This is a genomic window from Priestia sp. YIM B13489 (assembly GCF_042787645.1).
Taxonomy (GTDB): Bacteria; Bacillota; Bacilli; order Bacillales; family Bacillaceae_H; genus Priestia; species Priestia megaterium.
The window spans coordinates 2,942,884-2,961,051 of record NZ_JBHZOQ010000053.1 but is presented as its reverse complement, the minus strand read 5'-3'; the positions used below and the strand labels follow the sequence as shown (position 1 = coordinate 2,961,051).

20 protein-coding genes are annotated in these 18,168 nt (G+C 33.5%); 16 read left to right on the top strand and 4 right to left on the bottom strand.

Annotated features, from left to right (window positions below; translation table 11 throughout):
• Window positions 1-4 precede the first annotated feature (4 nt).
• A complete protein-coding gene (locus ACFX4W_RS21000; protein ID WP_043980676.1) occupies window positions 5-769 on the top strand; it encodes a class I SAM-dependent methyltransferase in 765 nt (254 codons plus the stop codon).
• 51 nt (window positions 770-820) lie between these two features.
• Here the strand turns inward: ACFX4W_RS21000 and ACFX4W_RS20995 are convergent, their stop codons facing one another.
• Window positions 821-1,321 carry a GNAT family N-acetyltransferase gene (locus tag ACFX4W_RS20995; RefSeq protein ID WP_043980677.1) on the bottom strand — a complete coding sequence of 167 codons (501 nt, stop codon included), beginning with the start codon at window positions 1,319-1,321 and terminating at the stop codon, window positions 821-823.
• 109 nt (window positions 1,322-1,430) lie between these two features.
• Complete coding sequence (locus ACFX4W_RS20990; RefSeq protein WP_043980679.1) at window positions 1,431-2,075, bottom strand: YczE/YyaS/YitT family protein; 645 nt, start codon at window positions 2,073-2,075, stop codon at window positions 1,431-1,433.
• A 116-nt stretch (window positions 2,076-2,191) separates the two neighbouring features.
• Here ACFX4W_RS20990 and ACFX4W_RS20985 point away from each other — a divergent pair, with 116 nt between their 5' ends.
• Both ACFX4W_RS20985 and paiA read left to right on the top strand, forming a co-directional pair.
• A complete protein-coding gene (locus ACFX4W_RS20985; RefSeq protein ID WP_043980681.1) occupies window positions 2,192-2,644 on the top strand; it encodes a MarR family winged helix-turn-helix transcriptional regulator in 453 nt (150 codons plus the stop codon).
• A 19-nt stretch (window positions 2,645-2,663) separates the two neighbouring features.
• Window positions 2,664-3,188 (top strand): spermidine/spermine N(1)-acetyltransferase, encoded by a 525-nt coding sequence (gene paiA / locus ACFX4W_RS20980; RefSeq protein WP_043980683.1) that lies wholly within the window; start codon window positions 2,664-2,666, stop codon window positions 3,186-3,188.
• Window positions 3,189-3,466: 278 nt separating this feature from the next.
• Here paiA and ACFX4W_RS20975 read toward each other — a convergent pair whose 3' ends face one another.
• The gene (locus tag ACFX4W_RS20975) at window positions 3,467-4,048 is read right to left on the bottom strand and encodes a DUF2087 domain-containing protein (protein ID WP_043980685.1); all 582 of its coding nucleotides are present in this window, start codon (window positions 4,046-4,048) and stop codon (window positions 3,467-3,469) included.
• 332 nt (window positions 4,049-4,380) lie between these two features.
• On the opposite strand from ACFX4W_RS20975, the gene ACFX4W_RS20970 reads away from it, so the two are divergent.
• Window positions 4,381-5,049 (top strand): type 1 glutamine amidotransferase domain-containing protein, encoded by a 669-nt coding sequence (locus ACFX4W_RS20970; RefSeq protein ID WP_043980686.1) that lies wholly within the window; start codon window positions 4,381-4,383, stop codon window positions 5,047-5,049.
• A gap of 122 nt (window positions 5,050-5,171) precedes the next feature.
• On the opposite strand, the gene ACFX4W_RS20965 is transcribed toward ACFX4W_RS20970, so the two are convergent.
• Window positions 5,172-5,366 (bottom strand): hypothetical protein, encoded by a 195-nt coding sequence (locus ACFX4W_RS20965; protein WP_025749210.1) that lies wholly within the window; start codon window positions 5,364-5,366, stop codon window positions 5,172-5,174.
• A 232-nt stretch (window positions 5,367-5,598) separates the two neighbouring features.
• On the opposite strand from ACFX4W_RS20965, the gene ACFX4W_RS20960 reads away from it, so the two are divergent.
• From ACFX4W_RS20960 to ACFX4W_RS20905, 12 genes are all read left to right on the top strand, one after another.
• Window positions 5,599-6,063 carry a hypothetical protein gene (locus ACFX4W_RS20960; protein ID WP_043980687.1) on the top strand — a complete coding sequence of 155 codons (465 nt, stop codon included), beginning with the start codon at window positions 5,599-5,601 and terminating at the stop codon, window positions 6,061-6,063.
• A gap of 49 nt (window positions 6,064-6,112) precedes the next feature.
• Window positions 6,113-6,472, top strand: a complete 360-nt coding sequence (locus tag ACFX4W_RS20955) for a hypothetical protein (RefSeq protein WP_043980689.1) — start codon at window positions 6,113-6,115, stop codon at window positions 6,470-6,472.
• A 29-nt stretch (window positions 6,473-6,501) separates the two neighbouring features.
• On the top strand, window positions 6,502-6,696 hold the full coding sequence (locus tag ACFX4W_RS20950) for a DUF6980 family protein (RefSeq protein WP_016763636.1): 195 nt from the start codon (window positions 6,502-6,504) through the stop codon (window positions 6,694-6,696).
• Window positions 6,697-7,319: 623 nt separating this feature from the next.
• Window positions 7,320-7,844 (top strand): hypothetical protein, encoded by a 525-nt coding sequence (locus ACFX4W_RS20945; RefSeq protein WP_043980690.1) that lies wholly within the window; start codon window positions 7,320-7,322, stop codon window positions 7,842-7,844.
• 693 nt (window positions 7,845-8,537) lie between these two features.
• Complete coding sequence (locus ACFX4W_RS20940) at window positions 8,538-8,753, top strand: DUF6366 family protein (protein WP_043980691.1); 216 nt, start codon at window positions 8,538-8,540, stop codon at window positions 8,751-8,753.
• A gap of 392 nt (window positions 8,754-9,145) precedes the next feature.
• Window positions 9,146-9,817: an HAD family hydrolase gene (locus ACFX4W_RS20935; RefSeq protein WP_043980694.1), complete on the top strand. Its 672-nt coding sequence runs from the start codon at window positions 9,146-9,148 to the stop codon at window positions 9,815-9,817.
• 815 nt (window positions 9,818-10,632) lie between these two features.
• Window positions 10,633-13,146, top strand: a complete 2,514-nt coding sequence (locus ACFX4W_RS20930) for a PEP/pyruvate-binding domain-containing protein (RefSeq protein ID WP_322551940.1) — start codon at window positions 10,633-10,635, stop codon at window positions 13,144-13,146.
• 92 nt (window positions 13,147-13,238) lie between these two features.
• On the top strand, window positions 13,239-13,823 hold the full coding sequence (locus ACFX4W_RS20925) for a TetR/AcrR family transcriptional regulator (RefSeq protein ID WP_028409962.1): 585 nt from the start codon (window positions 13,239-13,241) through the stop codon (window positions 13,821-13,823).
• A 16-nt stretch (window positions 13,824-13,839) separates the two neighbouring features.
• The gene (locus ACFX4W_RS20920) at window positions 13,840-15,186 is read left to right on the top strand and encodes an MFS transporter (RefSeq protein ID WP_165575320.1); all 1,347 of its coding nucleotides are present in this window, start codon (window positions 13,840-13,842) and stop codon (window positions 15,184-15,186) included.
• 311 nt (window positions 15,187-15,497) lie between these two features.
• Window positions 15,498-16,349, top strand: coding sequence for a transketolase (locus tag ACFX4W_RS20915; RefSeq protein WP_308115081.1), 852 nt, complete (start codon window positions 15,498-15,500; stop codon window positions 16,347-16,349).
• Window positions 16,349-17,296, top strand: coding sequence for a transketolase family protein (locus ACFX4W_RS20910; RefSeq protein ID WP_013056350.1), 948 nt, complete (start codon window positions 16,349-16,351; stop codon window positions 17,294-17,296). The genes ACFX4W_RS20915 and ACFX4W_RS20910 overlap by 1 nt, the downstream gene beginning before the upstream one ends.
• 49 nt (window positions 17,297-17,345) lie before the next feature.
• Window positions 17,346-18,104, top strand: coding sequence for an SDR family NAD(P)-dependent oxidoreductase (locus ACFX4W_RS20905; RefSeq protein WP_043980703.1), 759 nt, complete (start codon window positions 17,346-17,348; stop codon window positions 18,102-18,104).
• Window positions 18,105-18,168 lie beyond the last annotated feature (64 nt).

The following is an 18,168-nucleotide window of genomic DNA, read 5'->3' as shown; positions in this document are numbered from 1 at the left end:
TAATATGATAACGGACAAACATTTTTTAAACGCTGTAGACGATACAAATGTTGATTTTACTGGATGGGATTTTTCTATTATTACTCGTACTGGTCGTATGGATAGCGACATGCTTTCGTGGTCGTACGGAAGTGAAGCTTTTCGTCTTATTCAAAACTCTAATGCCGCTTTAGATATGGGAACAGGAGGAGGAGAATTTTTATCTTTGTTACAGCCTTTTCCTCACGTTATGTACGCTACAGAAGGATACAAACCTAACGTTCCAATCGCTAAAAAACGTTTAGAACCGCTTGGTGTCACAGTTGTTGAACGAACTGAAGACGCAAATTTACCGTTTAAAGATGATACATTTGATTTGATTTTGAACCAGCACGAATCTTTTTGTGCTTCAGAAGTAAGCAGGATTTTGTCAAAGGAAGGCACGTTTTTCACGCAACAAGTGGGGGGGTTAGACTGTTCACGAATCAATGAATGTATAGGGGTTCCAATAAATAAAGAGTTTTGTAATTGGAACTTAAAGAAAGCAATAGAAGAGCTTAACCAAAGTTCTTTTAACATCATTTCTTGCAAAGAAGAGTTTCCTGTACAGAGATTTTATGATATCGGAGCGCTCGTCTTTTATTTAAAGGCAATTCCTTGGCAAGTTTCTAATTTTGATATCGAAACACATATCGGCGGATTGTATAACATACATCAAATTATAGAGTCTGAAGGTTTTTTCGACGTAGAACAACATCGTTTTATTATTAAAGCTGAGGTAAATAAATAGGTAATCAACCAGAGAAAGCCGATCTCTAACTGGAGACCTGCTTTCTCTGGTTTAATTCTGTAATTGTTTGCTAGATAAATCTAGCTCAAAAAGAAGAGAATTTCGATCTGGATAATCATATTGAACTGTCAGATCCTTTTTGGTCACTTGTTTAAACCCAGCTTTTTTATAGAAATTATGTGATCGAGTAGCTTGAGATGGAGTATCTAAAATAATTTTAGAAAACCCGTGCTTCTGCACAAAAAGAAGTAAAGAAGCATAAAGATTTTTTCCTATTCCAAACTCTTTTCCTCTATAGTGCTTGTAGACAAAAAATTTCTTTAATATGCCTATTTCACTGGTTTTCTTTTGCAACCCAATACATCCTACTACTTCTTGCTTATCATTCAAAGCTATCCAAAAGTTACCGCCGGTATGGGGATAGTTTGACTTAATGTCTAAAATATCCGGCTGTTCTTCAACACTAATACCTACACCAACTTCTACATTTTGTACATGCAATATTAGTTGAATAACTGCTTCTTTATACTTATCTTCATACAATACAATCATTGATTAATAATAACCCCTTTCCTTCATTAAATGTTTCCTCCTCATTGCTCTTATTATCTCTAGTACTATGGTGCAAATCTATTACGATAGTTGAGTAATAAAAATGTATCTATATGGAACGCTTGTTGTCTTGAATATGACTTTGTGAGGTATGAGATTTTGGTAATATGCAGTCTACTGCTTTTTTTGTAATGGGCATAAAAAAATTAAGCAGCACGCCGCCTAAAAACACGGTTAATAGCGTTCCGACACCAATTGGTCCGTTTAAAAGCATCGCAGATAGTAAAAATGTGAAGTAAATCAATGTTCTTGCGAGAAATAAATTTGTGTTAGCTAGTTTTTGTATGATTAATGTTAAGCGGTCAATTGGAATGGGTGCAAAATTTGTATGTAAGTAGGCTGAGGTTCCTACACCTATAATGATTAAACCAATTCCAAAACAACATAATTTGCTGTACCACATTTCAAAGGGAGCCCAACTCTCTAATAGAAAAAGCCATACATCAATACCAAGACCCGTTATGAATGCTGTTAACAGTCCCAGTACTTCCGGCTTTTGTTTGCTTAAAAGGGCATTACCACAAATTAATACACATGCAAGTATAATTTCCCAGCTTCCAACGCTAAGGCCTACGTTTAGGGACAGTCCAACTAAAAGTGCATCAAAAGGTGAAGCTCCTAGGTTGGATTGGATCGTTAAAGAAATTCCCAGAGTTAATAGTAAAATTCCTCCTACATAAACAACATATTTCACTGTAATCAGCTCCTTTACTTATTATTTTTTGTTGCAAATGCAACTATTTTAAGGTACATTAAACGTATATTATTTTTATTGTATTTGCAACAAAAATATGTGCAAAGGAGATATTTATGAGTGAAATTCTGCGTGAAATTGGAATGATAGCAAGAGCATTGGATTCGATTAGTAATATAGAATTTAAAGAGTATGACCTGACTAAGGGGCAGTATTTGTATTTAGTGCGAATATGTGAAAATCCGGGAATCATTCAAGAAAAGTTAGCTGAGTTGATAAAAGTAGATCGAACAACAGCGGCTCGGGCTATAAAAAAGCTTGAAATGAATGGTTTTATTGAGAAGAAAGACGATCCCCACAATAAAAAAAATAAAAACCTTTTTCCAACTGAAAAAGGGAAGAGCGTATATCCAGTTATAAAAAGAGAAAATGATTATTCCGATAAAATGGCATTAGAAGGTTTTACCCAGGAAGAAACAGATACCATTCTTAAGTTGGTTCAAAGAGTAAGAAAAAATATAGAAGCAGACTGGGAGTTTGTCAAAAAAGGAAACAAGAGAAATTATTGAGGATATAAAGGAGAGGCGTATGTCAGTGATGATGGATATAAAAAAGTGTACTCTTGAAGATGTAAATCACCTTCAAGATATTAGTTACAAAACATTTAATGAAACATTTAAAGATCAAAATTCACCTGAAAACATGAAAGCTTATTTAGAAAAAGCATTTACAGTAGAACAGCTACAAAAAGAACTATCAAATACGTCCTCGCAATTCTTTTTTATGTATGTTAATCATGAAATTGCAGGTTATTTAAAGGTTAATACGGGTGATGCTCAATCTGAAGAGATGGGGGAAGAAGCGCTTGAAATTGAAAGAATTTATATAGGTAACAGCTTTCAAAAACAAGGGCTTGGTAAACATTTATTTAATAAAGCAGTAGAGATAGCAACGACACTTAATAAAAAGAAAATTTGGTTAGGTGTATGGGAAAAAAATAAAAATGCGATTGCTTTTTATAAGAAACAGGGATTTGTTCAAACCGGATCTCACTCGTTTTACATGGGAGACGAAGAACAAATAGACTTTATTATGGTTAAAACACTTTTATAGTTTTTTAAAAGATAAATAAAGTACGATAAGGATTATTGACTAATTTAGTTGGTAGAGGATAATCCTTATTGCATACAGAGGTTTTATGATTTTTTTCAAAGCAGATGCTTTTAGAGTAAGCAGTAAGCAAACTAATATGGCTGCTGTGCCAGCACATAGGAGAATGAAATTAATATCACATGCTTACCAATTTACTTTAATTCTATTTGAAATAACATAGACTAATTAGATATATATCGAATTAGAAAGCTTAAAAAATGAACGTTTTTACGTCCATTTTAAAAGATAACGGGCCACATCTCTTTCGGATTTAACTCGTATTCTCCATTTTGCCTATACATAAAATGCTGCATAATTAACTCTCTGCGAATCGTTGCATAATCTTCATGATATTTTTTTATATGTTCATTCAGTTCTTTTTCTTGATACATTTTTCCATGCTGTAAATCACGTATTAAATAAGCTAATATCACGTTCTTTTTCTTTCTTTGACTTGGAATGATCTTTAAAGTTCCATCACTATTTATAAAGTTTTTAACAATCGATAATTTGTCTTTATCCTGTAAATGGTTTTCTTGATTTTCCATCGAATCCTCTCCAATATTCAAAATAGCCTTCGAGTTATATTCGAGTCTTTTAAGGTCTAGATAAAAATAAATAATGTTCCCTTGTCTTCTTTGATAAATAATTCCTACATCTCTTAGCTTTGAAATGTGATGAGTAATAGTTGAAGGCTGTAACCCCAGCTTATAAGCAATGGCTTGCCCATGAAGAGGCCCTTTTTTTAATAGTGAAATAATTCTAATCCTGGTAGGGTCACCAATGGCTTTATGATAATTCACCAACTTATCTAATTGCATAGCGTACTACCTTCTTTCCCTAATTCGATATACATCTAATTAGATAATAATCGAATTAGATGTATATGTCAAAAAAGTAAAAATATTTAAAGTGATCACTTTTCACACTGCGTATAAAAAAATCTGCCCTGTATAGTCTTCAAACTATAAAAAAAGCGTCTATTTCTTCGTATAATTTAACCATTGTTTTTACCTGTTCTTTTTATTATTAAGAAAAAGTTACCATGTTTTCATCAAATAATACCGGGGAACATGTTCAAAGAGATAAATGAATTATTAAAGATACATGTATGTAAATAATAAATAATAAATGAAAAAGGAATGAGTAAATCATGACAGGAAATTCAAAAATTTTAATGGTTGTTACAAATGGACATACAATGGAAAACGGAGAACTTGCTGGCATTTGGCTTACAGAATTCTCTGAAGCATATTTAGCATTTAAGAAAGAAGGATACGAAGTAGTCGTAGCAAGTCCAAAAAGCGGAAAATCACCTGTGGACCCTAACAGCTTAACAGATGATGTGACGGACGAAGACAAAGAAGCAGGAAAACTTTTAGAGAATACAAAATCATTAGCTGAAGTAAGTTCACAAGACTTTGCAGGCATGTTTGTACCTGGAGGGCACGGAACAATGTTTGACTTTCCAGACGATACGCACTTACACCGTTTGTTAACAGAGTTTGCTGAAGACGACAAGCTGATTGCAGCAGTATGCCATGGACCGGCAGCTCTTGTAGGCGGAAAGCTTAAAAACGGTGAGCCGATTGTAAAGGGTAAACGTATTACAGCGTTTACTGATTCAGAAGAGAAAGATACAACGTTAGATAAATACATGCCGTTTCTTCTTGAAACAAAGCTTCGTGAGCTAGGCGCTGAGTTTATTGCAAAAGATAATTGGAGCGATCATATCGAAGTAGACGGAAAGCTTTTAACAGGACAAAATCCACAGTCTACAATCAGTCTCGCAAAAGAATTTGTGCGTGCTTTAAACGCGTAAAAGTATGTATGACCTTAATAGGGATGTCTCATGATTGTTTGAGACATCCCTATTTTCTTTAGGGTGAAATAAAATAGGAATTAAGGAAAATAAAAAGGGCAGCTATCTAAATAGCAGCCCTTTTATTTGTTAGAAGGTTTGTTTCTGAAAATATATGTAGTAATTCCTGTCACAATGATAACAGCCACAACACAAATGATCAGACGAACAATCTGTGTCACAAAGATATTATCTGCAATGCTCATGTTTTTGGTTAAAATCAACGTTCCATAAGCAGCTAAGACAGATAAAAACATATTGACGATTCGTTGAGCCATGTTGTTTTTACTCCTTTCGCTTCACTACTTTACACTTTAACACATGTGTTCGCTGTAAAAAATATTGAATTACAAGTATGTCAGAAAATCAGCACTCCAGTAAAAGAATCTACTTGTAAGGAAGTAGCTGATATCCTATTAGTTATGACAACTAGAGCTCAGAGAAGGAAATGAGGTTTCTTTAGTCGAATTTAACATGCTTGTATTATTTTTTTAGATAGGTGGGAAAAGCTTGTTTGATAAATTAAAAAAGCTATTTATGGATAAACAGGATCAGGAAACAGATGACAAATATATTTTAGTCCCTGAGAGTGAAATAAATGAGAATTTAAAAAGAGATATAGTGAAGTTGGAAGAAGTAGGAGAGGCATACTGCAAAAGTCTTCAGCACAAATATAGAAATAAATTTGAACGTGAGGATAAGCAGAACTTAAAAATATGGGTGTGTCGGGATATTGATGGCGACCAACTGCCAAATCTAAGTTCGGAGCAGTGTTTAGAAAAAGAATATCGTTCCCAGGTTGCAATAAACTTTGAAGGGTTTACAGATGAAGAAGATGCATACGTTCATTACATCCAATTATGGTATTCCTTTAGTGGGTATTTTAAAGGGACAGGCACTTTGTATGATTTGTCAAAAAATCATTTAGAAGCTGATATTGAAGAAAAGTTAGAAGAATTACTGAACCAATTATAGATTTCTACTTAGCACTGAGATTATTTGTTAATACACAGGGGGAAGGAATATGAGGGGGCGGCCAGAGTTAGAAATAGAAAGGGAAAAAGTTTATAAAACGAAAAAAAATCCTAATGGAACATTTATAGCGCGAATTATTCAAGTGCCTAAGGAAGAAAATATGTTAGATTTTATTCTAGAAATCAAAAATTTAAAGAAAAAGGAACTTTCTTATAGAAGTTTATTAGTAAGGACTGAAAACTGGTACTATTCTTTTCGTCTTGCTAGAGGAGATCTGAAATGGGTATCTTTGCATACAGTAGCGGTATGGGACCGGCTAGGACATAAATTAGTTGAGGTAGCGGCCCCAATCGGTAAGGAAAATTATCGTATTTCCGATGAACACTGTTCAGTTTACCGAGAAAAGTAATAGTGACCATATAGTTAAGGAGAAAACGAATGAAAAAGCATTGCTGTGATTATATGAATTATCATGCGAACTTTACGTGTGATATTCACAGTGATCCGTTTGATTGTCCAGATAATCTTATCTTATTTGATAAAACAAATAAGGAATACGGTTTAATTATCCATGATGGTGGTTCATCCATCATTGGAATTTCATTTTGCCCATGGTGTGGTAAGAAGCTTTAACTTAAGTATGAAGGGGAGATCCTCTTCATTTCTGGAATGGGGGATTGGGCTTGATTTTTCGTTATCTAGCTATGTTATCAGGATTAGGAATCGTTTTATTAAACCTTTTTGATCCTATACATCAAGGGGTTACGCGCTGGTTGATGGTCATCTGCGGTTTATTCATCTTTAGTAGCCATTTAAAATTCATCTTAGATAAGAAATCGAAAACAAAGGATAATCAAAAGAAGACCTACTAATAAGAATTTCTTTTGATGTTGTACCTTTGATAATTATGTAAATGAAAACCTAAAGAATATGTAGTAAAGAAATAAAAAAGAAAATTATATGTTATAATAATCATAAATATCCAAATAAAGGAACATTATGTTGTTATGAATCGTAAATTTAATTCTCTATTTATAGTCTATCCTATCGTTTTCTTTGTAGTGCGTACTGTTTTTTCTTTTGTGAAAAATAGCGCTGCGGAATCTGTCTATGAGACGTTAGCTATACTTGCCATGTATTACTTTGCAGCTAGTATTTTCTATTCGATTGACTTGTATATGCAAAAGAAAAATAGTTAATAGATTAGAAAATGCTGAGAGTCAGAGTAAAAACAAACGATATAAAGGAGTCCAACAGTGCGCATTAAGAGCTATTTTTTGTTTATTTTCCCACTCATTTTACTATTATTAGCAAGCTGCGATCCATCTTCTACACCTAAAGAAAAGTACTATTCAAGCACCAAAACAACAAATCTTGAATTAGAAAACGTTAAGTCAGTATCAATAGGAAGTTCTAAATATGACATAGCAAGTTGTTTGAGGAAGAAACCAAAATTTATAGAGGTTACTGAGCAGCCTCCGTATACTACCTACATTTATGGAAAAAGTACAGAAAAGTATGATGTTGAATTTAAAATAGTAGATAATAAAGTCAGCAGGTATGACTTGATTAGTAGCAAGTATAGTACAGAAAAGGGAATACATACTGGTGACAGCAAAAAAGATGTTATTAGGGCGTATGGAGAAAATTATTACGAAAGAGAAGATACCGGAGCAACAATAATAGGGTATTTTGATAAAAATCATAAACTCAATATTGAGTTTTCTTTAGATGACAAGGATAAAGTTGGAGGCATTTTGGTTCAAAAAATAAATAATTAAGATGAGTAATAATCATTTTTGCTGCAGCTTTTAATATGTACTTATTTATGTAAATTGAGTATGTTTGAGCTATAAATCTAAAACAAATAATCAGAAAGGTTTTTTTCCTATTGAGTACGTTTACTAAAGTAGTACCGTCAGCTTTTATACTTCTCTATATAGTATTTTTCTTTTTAGATATTTCTTATCATTATGGTGTTCCTTATTCATATAGCTTTTTTCTTTTTTTATTTTTGTCCTTAATATCTCTAGTTTTATGTTTAGTAATATGGTTTAAGGACAGGGAACGTCTTTTTCTATTTTTGGCTGTAGTTTCAACCCTCCAACTTACGTTTACTGTCTTTATTTATCTTTTGCCAGAAGCAGGAACTAAACCATTAATTTATGAAAAAGCAATCACAAAAGAAGATGTTTTACATAAATAAGCTTACACAAAAAAACTTGAAGAATGTGTATCTAGTATAAGGTTATTAAAGAGATCCCCTTAAATAAAGAGGATCTCTTTGGTGTAGGTGTTTGTAATAGTAATTATATTAACTAGCCCTGTATACTTCTTCATTACAAAGCAGTGTTCCATACTTATTAAAAAAAGAAATGTGTACAGTTTAGTGTAAGAAAAGGGATCTAACAAAAACCATTAATTTATATTTTAACCATAATATGTTATGGTATTCCGGAAATGGTGGTGTGACGATGAGCGAAGATACAGAAACACCTGAAAGAAGAAGAGAGAGATTAAAACACGAAGAGGTAAAGAGAAACCCCACAGGGAATATGAACGATGCATTTAACAGAAATGAAGCTGGAAACCTATCTGGTTTAGCAGGCAGCTTAGGATGGAAGGGGCTAGGTATACTTATTACTGTACTGATTATAGGCTTTATCGTTGTGTCCCTATTTTTAAAATAATATGAGGTTTATAAATTAAGAGTACTGGAGGAGTCATTTTGAAAAATTATGCAGTGTTTATTGGTAGTTTTATAGTGTTACTGTTTGCTTTTCAAATTGTTTCTGGGCTATTTCTTACACTTACATATGTACCTGAGACTTCACAGCATTTGAGTAGCTCAACGCTCAGTATTTTTTCTTTTAATTATCCATTTTTAAGTTCTATTATAGCAGCGACTTTTTCATTTATTATTTCAAACAAAGTATGTAAAGTTAAAAAGAGCACCTATAAATGATTAGGTGCTTTTTTGTGCTAAAAATATTCATTATGGTTTTTAATAACTGCTAATTTTCCTTTTTATGGTATTATATATAGATACGTATTCAGTACTGTTGAAAGAGGGAGATACTTAATGTTGCAATCACTGATTTTTGATATGGATGGAACGCTGTTTCAAACAGATAAAATTTTAGAATTATCGCTTGACGATACCTTTAACCATTTACGTGCACTCAATCAATGGGATACTGGCACTCCTATTGATAAGTATCGTGAGATTATGGGTGTACCTTTACCAAAAGTATGGGAAGCTTTATTACCTAATCAATCAGATGAAATAAGAAAATATACAGATGACTATTTTTTAAAAAGCTTAGTGGAGAATATAAAAAAAGGGAAAGGTGCTTTATATCCCAATGTAAAAGAGGTCTTTAGCTATTTAAAAGAAAATAATTTTTCCATTTACATAGCAAGTAACGGTTTAAAAGAATATTTAGAAGCAATTGTAGACCATTACGATTTGAATAATTGGGTGACAGAGACATTTAGTATTCAACAAATCCAAACCCTCGATAAAGGAGAGTTAGTCAAAACAATTATAAAGAAATATGATATCAAACATGCTGCAGTAGTAGGAGACCGCCTATCTGATATAAATGCTGCAAGAGATAATGGTTTAATGGCAGTGGGGTGTAATTTTGATTTTGCTCAAGAAGCTGAGCTTGTGCAGGCTGATGTGGTAATAGATGATTTGAAGGAGTTAAAAAGGATTGTATCTAACATAAATAGTAGCTTGTCAATCTAATAGACTGATCTTTGTACGTAACCGTTATAGATGGTTAATGTCTCAATTTTATTAAGAGAATAAATTTTTTATATGCTATGTAAAAGGATAGGTCTTTAAAGGCCTATCCTTTTGATTTACCTTACAGCATTGGCATCCACTTGATTTTGAATCTTCACTGCAGTTTCTGCTTCGTCAATGAATTCATACATATAGAAATCTCAATCTATTGAAGTTGAAACATAACTAATGAGTGGTTCCCCTACAACTCTCCAATGTTTACATAATCTTTTCTTGTCATTAATAAATCGTTTACAATCCTGAGCTATGCTTAGGTTAAGATTTCCAAAATAGTTTTATATTAAAAATAATTCTATGAGAAAGGAGATTTTTGATTATGACTTCGCATATGATTCGTAAATCTGATAGCGCTCAGTTATATATTAGAGGATATAAGATAAAATTGACACTCAGCCAGTGGAAGCTTGTAAGCACTCAGAGATAATGAATGGTTAACCCAACTATAAAAAAGGAAACCTCCACCATAATTTAGGTGGGGTTTTTTGCATTTCTTTTATTAACTTTTTAATTGGTTAACTATTTAATTGGTTAACTATTTAGACTTTATAATAAAAAAGACTAATAAAAGTTAAAAAATGTAATAAAAAAGAGGAATATTATTTAAGTGAAATTAAAATAAAGCACAACTAAATATGCATTTTTTAAATGTTTTACCACTTTTTATTGACCATAAAAATTTAAAAGAATTAAAATAAATATAAAGTAAGTAGTTACTTACATTTTAAAACTAATTTGTAGGAGGATGAATATTTTTAATGTATAGTTTAAGTTTTCAAAAGGTGGACGAGGCGAATGAAAAAGTTGGAGCAAAAGCTTTAAACCTTATAAAAATGAAAAAAGAAAATTTACCGATTCCGGATGGCTTTGTTATTCAAACAGAAGCTTTAAAGCGATATATCGAATGGAATGGGATTAATCGTCAAACGGATAATATCCACGAGAGAATTTTGCAAGGGGAAATTCCTATTGAAATTGAATCGGATCTCATAGAGGCATTTAGAAATCTAAAAAGCTCTTATACATCAGTAGCTGTTCGATCATCATCCAGTGCTGAAGATTTAGAAGGTGCATCGTTTGCTGGCCAGTATGAAACCTATCTTAATGTGAAAAGCCCTGAGGATTTTTTAAGTAAAGTAAAAGCGTGCTGGGCCTCATTTTTTACTGAAAGAGTCGAACAATATACTCAAAATATGTATGCTGATTTTGATGAAATTTCAATGGCAGTTGTTGTTCAAGGATTAATTGAGTCCGAAGTATCGGGAGTCATATTCAGCCAAAACCCTGTTACTCATAATACAAAAGAAATGATGATTAATGCCAGCTATGGACTAGGAGAAGCAATCGTATCGGGCATAGTAACACCTGATGTTTACCTGGTTAATAAACAAACCTTTGAGATAGAGAAAGAGAAAGGGCTAAAGGAAGTGAAAATAATTCCACTTGCTGAAGGCGTTGAAGAAATCGAAACAACGGAAGATGAACAGCAAAGGTTTTGTTTAACAGACGAGAAAATCATTGAATTGGGCGAAATAACAAAAGAAGTAGAAGCTCTTTACCAACATCCCGTAGACATAGAGTTTGGTATTCAAGACAATCAAGTATATCTATTACAGGCAAGAGCGATTACCACATTAACAGAATCAAAAGAATTAACTCCTTTCCAAAAAGATATATCTTTAAGTTTCGAGGATATGGAAGAGTTTTGGATTTTAAATGACACAAGTTTTTCTCATGCTGTTAGTCCTTTGTACGCTTCATTTATTATTCCGGCATTTTCTGAAGGAACAGCTGCTAGTTTTAAAAAGTTAAAGTTTATGTTTAATAGACTTAATTTAAAACTTTATAAAGGTCATATCTATACAAAAATGGAGCCTTTTAAAGGAGATTCCAAGAAAAGATTCCAAGAAAATAAAGAATTGATGGAAAGTATTTATCCAATCCTAACAAAACGAATGAATCAAATAATTACGGAACAATTCTTGCCTTACTATAACAAGTTAGATAGCTTTACCGGAGGAAATCTCAATCTTCAGAGAGGAAAAGAGATTCTTCAAAGTTTGACTGATTTTTATAAAACGGCATATGACTTGCATTTTGACATTGTTATGCCTCAAATGTCTTTAAATACTAAGGCTGAAGAATACTATAAAAACCTTACAAATAAAAAATCCGGACATGATGTTTATGAGCTATTGACCGGGAAAATGAACAAATCGTTGGAAACGGATCAACAGCTTTCTAGACTTGCTTTAACAGTTAAAGACGATGCGGAACTTACTAAGATCTTTGAAGAAGAATGTACAGAAACTTTATTAAAGAAATTAGAGGAAAATAAAGCAGCAAAAAGCTTTATGGCTGAAGTAGATACTTTTCTAAAACAGTATGGATATCGAAGCGTCGTAAGTCACGATTTTGTAGGGGAAACTTGGCTAGAGAATCCTCTTCACGCGTTATTGATTATTCAAGGGTATGTTAATGACGGTTACAACTTTGATGAGAATTTCAAACAGACGGTCAAAAAACGTGAACAGAACTATAATGAATTTCTGGAACAGATAGCGGATAGCACACACAAAGAAGAGTTTAAAAAATATTATCAGTGGGCATTAGATGCATCTGTTATAAGAGATGACCACCATTTTTATATCGATGCAATGTTGGATGCAAAAGCTCGTTTATTCCTAATCAAGCTAGGTGATTTATTAGTACATCATCATGTTTTTCTAATGAAAGAAGATATTTTCTTCTTATATCTTGATGAGGTAAAGTCTCTTTTAGAAAATCCGGTAGACGTGACAGAATTAGTTGAGAAACGTAAAAAAGAACACGCAGAACATGAACAAATGCCTAATTTGCCTAGATACTTCGGCGTCCCTGAGCCAGCTCACCTAAAAGAAGCTGAGAAATATATGGGAGCTATTGAAGAAAATGACGATAACAGCGAACATTCTATTAAAGGATTAGCCTCTTCTTCAGGAACCTATACCGGAAAAGTAAAAGTCATTTCAAATACGAAGGAATTTTATAAGCTGGAAAAAGGTGATGTTTTAGTATGTAAAACCACTACTCCACTTTGGACTACTTTATTTCAGACTGCGGGGGCTGTTATTACTGACGCTGGAGGCATTCTTTCTCATTCGGCAATAATTGCACGTGAATATGAAATTCCTGCAGTGGTTGGTACGAAAATAAGTACAAATAAGCTAAAAGATGGCGATATAGTTATGGTGGATGGTACGAATGGAATTGTCACGCTTTTAAATGAATAAATAGTTCTCTTCGCTTCCATTTGACAACAGCTCTTTTTCCTTTATATACTGCCTAATGGAAAGTAAATACTTACATTCAGGAAGCATAAAGGATGATTAACATGAAAAAAGATGAAACAAAAAAGAAGATAACAAAAGCTACAATAGAACTGCTTAAAGAAAAAGGCTACAAAGGTACTACCACTAGAGAAATTGCAGAACAAGCTGGCGTTAATGAATTAACTGTTTTTCGCCACTTTGGCAATAAAGAAGGCATTATTCAAGCTATTGTCAAAACAACAAGCTTTTCGCTTGAAATTTTTGATAAATCAATTGAATGGGAGCTTGAAAAAGATTTGACGAATTTCGGTTACCTGTTACTAAAAGACTTTGATAATAACCGAGACATGATTTCAATTGCTTTAAAAGATCCTTTAATTTTCTCACAAGCGCACGAAGAAATTTTGAAAAAAATTAATGATACGAAAGAAATACTAAAAGAATACTTTGAAGAAATGCAAAGGAAAGGATATATCAAAGAATTAGATTGCTGTACACAAGCGGAGATTTTCCTAAGTACGTATTGGGGATATTTTATGTATAAACTAAATTTTGGAGACAAAGCCTTACATGCCGATTATCAAGATATGATAAAAAACAGCATAAACACGTTTATAAAAGGAATTTCTCTCCACTAAAAGGAGGCAATAATGTTTGGGTAAACATAAAGAGCTTATCTTGATTATTTCATTACTAATTGGGACATTTCTTGTACCAATAAATTCGACAATGATTGCCGTTGCTCTATCAACCATATCGGCTCATTTTAATGAACCACTTGCAAGTATTTCTTGGGTAGTAACTATTTATTTAATTGTAATGGCTGTCACTCAGCCTATCGCTGGAAAGCTAGGAGATCTATATGGAAACAGAAATATCTATTTATGGGGCGTGGTGTTCTTTCTGATAGCATCTTTAGGCTGTATATTTTCAACTAATCTCATTTCTCTTATTATCTTTCGATCACTGCAGGCAGTAGGAGGAGCTTTACTTACTCCAAACACTATAGCAATCATTAGATATGTGGTGCCAAAAGAACGGCTTCCTAAAGTTCTGGGTATATTTGGAATGGGGATGGGTTTGGGTGCTGCAATTGGACCTTTATTAGGGTCTGTCCTGCTTGAAAACTTCAATTTGGAAGCTATATTCTGGGTCAACGTTCCTTTTCTTTTCTTAGCTTTAATCGGCGGAATAGTTATGATTCCTAAATTTAATGTTAAAAAGCAAACAAGTACTTTAGATATTCAAGGTTCCATTTATTTAGCAATTAGCATTTCTTTATTGATCTTATTGACACACGGTATGGAATTTACCAAGGCTTTAATAATGGGAATACTATTTATTTTATCTACAATCTTGTTTATCAAAAGAGAAAATACGGCAGAAAACCCGATTATCGATTTTTCTTTATTTAAAAATTCCACCTTTACAAGCGCTAATTTATCTATTATGCTTAGCAACTTTGTTATGTATGTGATTTTATTAATTATGCCTCTGTTAATGAAGTCTCAATTTCATTTATCTACAGCGCAAACAGGGCTTGTTTTATCAGTTTTTTCGATTTCAATGTCTTTAAGCGGCTGGATAGGTGGATTATTAAACAATAAGTTTAGTTCTAAAAAAGTGATTGGGTTTTCTTTTGCTATGATTATTGTCTCTAATATTCTTTTTCTATCTTTAGAGAACGTTGGATCTATTCTTTTTCTTATAGCGGCTTTAATTATTGGAGGTTTTTCGACCGGAATAGGTTTAACAAGCATGCAGGTTGCCTCGTTGGACTCCGTAAGCAAAGAACAGTCTGGTACAGCCTCTGGTATTTATTCAACGTTTCGTTATTTCGGAAGTATTATTTCGTCCACGCTTATTGCTCTTGTTACAAGTTATAACTACATCTTCATTATTTTAGGGATATCGGGGATAGTAGGTATACTAGTAGCTAGAAGCATTAAATCTAGTAGCCAAGATGTAATAAGCAGCAATAATTCTAGCGCGAAAGCATAGTTGTTTTTGATAAAGCTTTTGTTTATATACACAATTTACTAATTAATCAATAAAAAATAAGTACTGCTTCTAAGATAGGAGCAGTACTTATTTTTTTGCTTAAAAATCTTGGAGAAAATGGCAGATGAATTCATCTGTCCTTCAAAAATGACTTGTTTTAAATAAAAAAATTCTAATAATTCAATCTTGTTATTGACGAATTCGCATTTCAGATGTACACTTAAGTCACAAAGCTAATTAGTATACAAGTTACCTAAGTATACTAAATTATATGTTAATGAATATATCATTTAGAAAACAGCAAGTCATAAATTAATGAGGTGACTAAAATGAAAGAAATTAGTATTGAAGAATTAAAAGAAAAAGCCATTCAATTAAGAAAAACAGCTCTTACAATGATTTATGGAGCACAGTCTGGCCATCCAGGAGGTTCACTTTCTGCGGCTGATATTATGGCAGCGCTTTATTTTAAAGAAATGAATGTTGATTCGCACAACCCTAACTGGGAAGATCGCGATAGATTTGTACTTTCTAAAGGTCACGTTTGTCCCATTCAGTATTCCGCTTTAGCTTTACGAGGATTCGTTCCCTATGAAACGATATACACGTTAAGAGAATACGGTTCTCCGTTTCAAGGGCATCCAGATATGAAAAAGTGCAAAGGTATTGATATTTCAACAGGCTCACTAGGACAAGGACTTTCGTGTGGCGTAGGTATGGCAATCGCAGGTAAACGAGATTTTAAAGACTATAGAGTTTTTTCTTTAGTAGGAGACGGAGAATGTCAAGAAGGACAAATTTGGGAAGCTGCTCAAACAGCAGTTAAGTACCAATTAGATAATTTAGTTGTGTTTGTAGATAATAACAGACTTCAAATCGATGGATTTTGTGATGAAATTATGCCATTGCAAGATTTAGAGAAAAAATTTGATGCATTTGGTTTTGAAACAAAGCGAATTAATGGACACTCCATGGAAGAGATTGTAGCAACATTGGATGAAGTAAGAGTAGCGAAGAATGGAAGACCAAAATGTATCATTTGTGACACGGTAAAAGGTAAAGGCGTTTCGTTCATGGAGGATGTGGCTGATTGGCACGGAGTTGCTCCTAATGAAGAACAATATCATCAAGCAATGGAAGAAGTAGCAGGAGGTTTAAGATAATGAGCATACTAGAAAAAGATCTTACTGTAAAAAAAGCTACGAGAGAGGCCTTTGGAGATGAAATCGTAAAATTAGGGAAAGAAAATAAGAATATTTATGTCATTGATGTAGATATTGCAAAGTCGTGTAAAACAGTAAACTTTATCAAGCAATTACCTGACCAGCATATTAATGTAGGAATTGCAGAGCAAAATGCGGCTGGGTTAGCAGCTGGACTTGCTACGACTGGTAAAATTCCTTTTGTAAGCACTTACGCGGTTTTTGGTTCGTTAAGAATGCTTGAACAAATTAGACAAGAAGTCTGCTATCCTAACTTAAATGTAAAGATTGCTTGTTCACACGGGGGGTTAACGCCAGCTAATGATGGCGGAAGTCATCAAGCTATAGAAGATATGGGTGTATTAAGATCGGTTCCAAATATGACCGTCATTATGGGAGCTGACTATTATTCTACTAGAAAGCTAGTAGAACAAGCTGCTAAAGTGTACGGACCTGTATATCTTCGTTTTACTCGCGATACGGTTCCAATGATTTACGATGAAAATGAAGAGTTTACAATTGGAAAAGCGAAGAAAATTAAAGATGGAAGCGACATCGCTATTATTGCCAACGGCGATACAGTACGACTCGCTTTAGAGGCAACGAAAGAATTAGAGAAACAAGGCATATCTGTGAAATTACTAGACATGCATACGATTAAGCCTTTAGATCGAGAAGCAGTGGTTGATTGCTTAAATATCGGAAAAATCATTACGGTTGAAGACCACAATATTCTAAACGGCCTTGGCAGTGCCGTATGTGAAGTAGTTGCGGAAGAGGGAAAAGGTACAGTTCGAAGAATTGGTGTACAGGATCAATTTGGACAATCTGCACCTTATGAAAAACTATTAGAGTTAAATGGAATTACTGTAGAAAATATTATCAAAACAGCTAAAGAATTGATTTAAGACTAACTATATTAAATAGATAAAGCTAACAAGATGGGGGAAATATAATATGTTTGATTTAAAAGAGAGAGTAGCAATTATTACTGGTAGCGGTTCCAAAAAAGGAATTGGACGTACAATCGCCCTGACACTTGCAGAGCAAGGAGCAGCTGTTGTTATAGCAGATATCAATTTTGATGGCGTGCAGGATACCGTAAATGAAATAAAAGAAGCTGGCGGCAAAGCCCTAGGAATAGAGTTAAATGTAACAAGTAAAGATTCTTGCGATGCGATGGTTAAACAAACACTTGAAGAATTCGGCAGAATTGATATTTTAATTAATAATGCAGGGATTTCTCAAAAGGTTACCGTTCAAGATATGACGCTTGAAGACATTACAAAAGTGTTTAACGTCAATATGTTTGGATTGTTTCTATGTACGCAAGCAGTATTAGAGACAATGAAAGATCAAAAGTATGGTCGAATTATAAGCCTGTCTTCTGTTTCGGCTAAAAGAGGTGGAGGAGTTTTTGGAGGACCGCACTACTCGGCATCTAAGGCCGCAGTACTAGGTTTTTCAAAGAACTTAGCGCGCGAGGTAGCCTTAGATGGTATTACGGTTAACTGTGTAGCTCCTGGACTCGTTAATACAGAAATTTGGAAATCCCTTCCTGAAGAAGATGCAAAGTCTGTGATTGATAGTATTCCTATGGGGAGACCAGGTGAAGTAAAAGAAATCGCAGCTACAATTGCCTTTTTAGCTTCAAAAGAAGCTTCTTATATTACAGGAGAAGAAATTGATATAAACGGTGGCTCACATATGGATTGATATTCAAGTTTGTTATACAGGCATGCCATTATGGTATGCCTGTATAGCTGTTTATTGATAAAAT